Source organism: Enterococcus sp. OL5 (assembly GCF_006491895.1).
In the GTDB taxonomy this organism is placed as follows: Bacteria; Bacillota; Bacilli; order Lactobacillales; family Enterococcaceae; genus Enterococcus_D; species Enterococcus_D innesii.
Window position 1 is genome coordinate 1 of sequence record NZ_VHIL01000039.1, and the last position, 1,792, is coordinate 1,792.

Below are 1,792 nucleotides of genomic sequence, written 5' to 3' on the forward strand. Positions count from 1 at the left end.
CTCTGATATGATATAAAAGTTGCTAACACAGCACGGTAGACCTTTGAAAACTGAACAAAGCAAGCAAACGAACCAATGTGTAGGACGTTTCAATTTATTGAAACAAATACATGCAAGCAATAGCTAGCAAAGTTAATTTTTATGAGCTTAATGACCGTCTGGTCATTCAAACAAATCATTATGAGAGTTTGATCCTGGCTCAGGACGAACGCTGGCGGCGTGCCTAATACATGCAAGTCGAACGCTTTTTCTTTCACCGGAGCTTGCTCCACCGAAAGAAAAAGAGTGGCGAACGGGTGAGTAACACGTGGGTAACCTGCCCATCAGAAGGGGATAACACTTGGAAACAGGTGCTAATACCGTATAACACTATTTTCCGCATGGAAGAAAGTTGAAAGGCGCTTTTGCGTCACTGATGGATGGACCCGCGGTGCATTAGCTAGTTGGTGAGGTAACGGCTCACCAAGGCAACGATGCATAGCCGACCTGAGAGGGTGATCGGCCACACTGGGACTGAGACACGGCCCAGACTCCTACGGGAGGCAGCAGTAGGGAATCTTCGGCAATGGACGAAAGTCTGACCGAGCAACGCCGCGTGAGTGAAGAAGGTTTTCGGATCGTAAAACTCTGTTGTTAGAGAAGAACAAGGATGAGAGTAAAATGTTCATCCCTTGACGGTATCTAACCAGAAAGCCACGGCTAACTACGTGCCAGCAGCCGCGGTAATACGTAGGTGGCAAGCGTTGTCCGGATTTATTGGGCGTAAAGCGAGCGCAGGCGGTTTCTTAAGTCTGATGTGAAAGCCCCCGGCTCAACCGGGGAGGGTCATTGGAAACTGGGAGACTTGAGTGCAGAAGAGGAGAGTGGAATTCCATGTGTAGCGGTGAAATGCGTAGATATATGGAGGAACACCAGTGGCGAAGGCGGCTCTCTGGTCTGTAACTGACGCTGAGGCTCGAAAGCGTGGGGAGCGAACAGGATTAGATACCCTGGTAGTCCACGCCGTAAACGATGAGTGCTAAGTGTTGGAGGGTTTCCGCCCTTCAGTGCTGCAGCAAACGCATTAAGCACTCCGCCTGGGGAGTACGACCGCAAGGTTGAAACTCAAAGGAATTGACGGGGGCCCGCACAAGCGGTGGAGCATGTGGTTTAATTCGAAGCAACGCGAAGAACCTTACCAGGTCTTGACATCCTTTGACCACTCTAGAGATAGAGCTTCCCCTTCGGGGGCAAAGTGACAGGTGGTGCATGGTTGTCGTCAGCTCGTGTCGTGAGATGTTGGGTTAAGTCCCGCAACGAGCGCAACCCTTATTGTTAGTTGCCATCATTTAGTTGGGCACTCTAGCGAGACTGCCGGTGACAAACCGGAGGAAGGTGGGGATGACGTCAAATCATCATGCCCCTTATGACCTGGGCTACACACGTGCTACAATGGGAAGTACAACGAGTTGCGAAGTCGCGAGGCTAAGCTAATCTCTTAAAGCTTCTCTCAGTTCGGATTGTAGGCTGCAACTCGCCTACATGAAGCCGGAATCGCTAGTAATCGCGGATCAGCACGCCGCGGTGAATACGTTCCCGGGCCTTGTACACACCGCCCGTCACACCACGAGAGTTTGTAACACCCGAAGTCGGTGAGGTAACCTTTTTGGAGCCAGCCGCCTAAGGTGGGATAGATGATTGGGGTGAAGTCGTAACAAGGTAGCCGTATCGGAAGGTGCGGCTGGATCACCTCCTTTCTAAGGAATATTTCGGAAGACTACACATCGTTTGCCTTTGTTCAGTTTTGAGAGGT

At 50.8% G+C, this 1,792-nt stretch carries 1 rRNA gene; it reads left to right on the forward strand.

From position 1 onward, the window contains the following. Positions 1–176: 176 nt before the first annotated feature. Positions 177–1,736 (forward strand): 16S ribosomal RNA (locus FJU10_RS18910). The last annotated feature ends 56 nt before the right edge of the window (positions 1,737–1,792 follow it).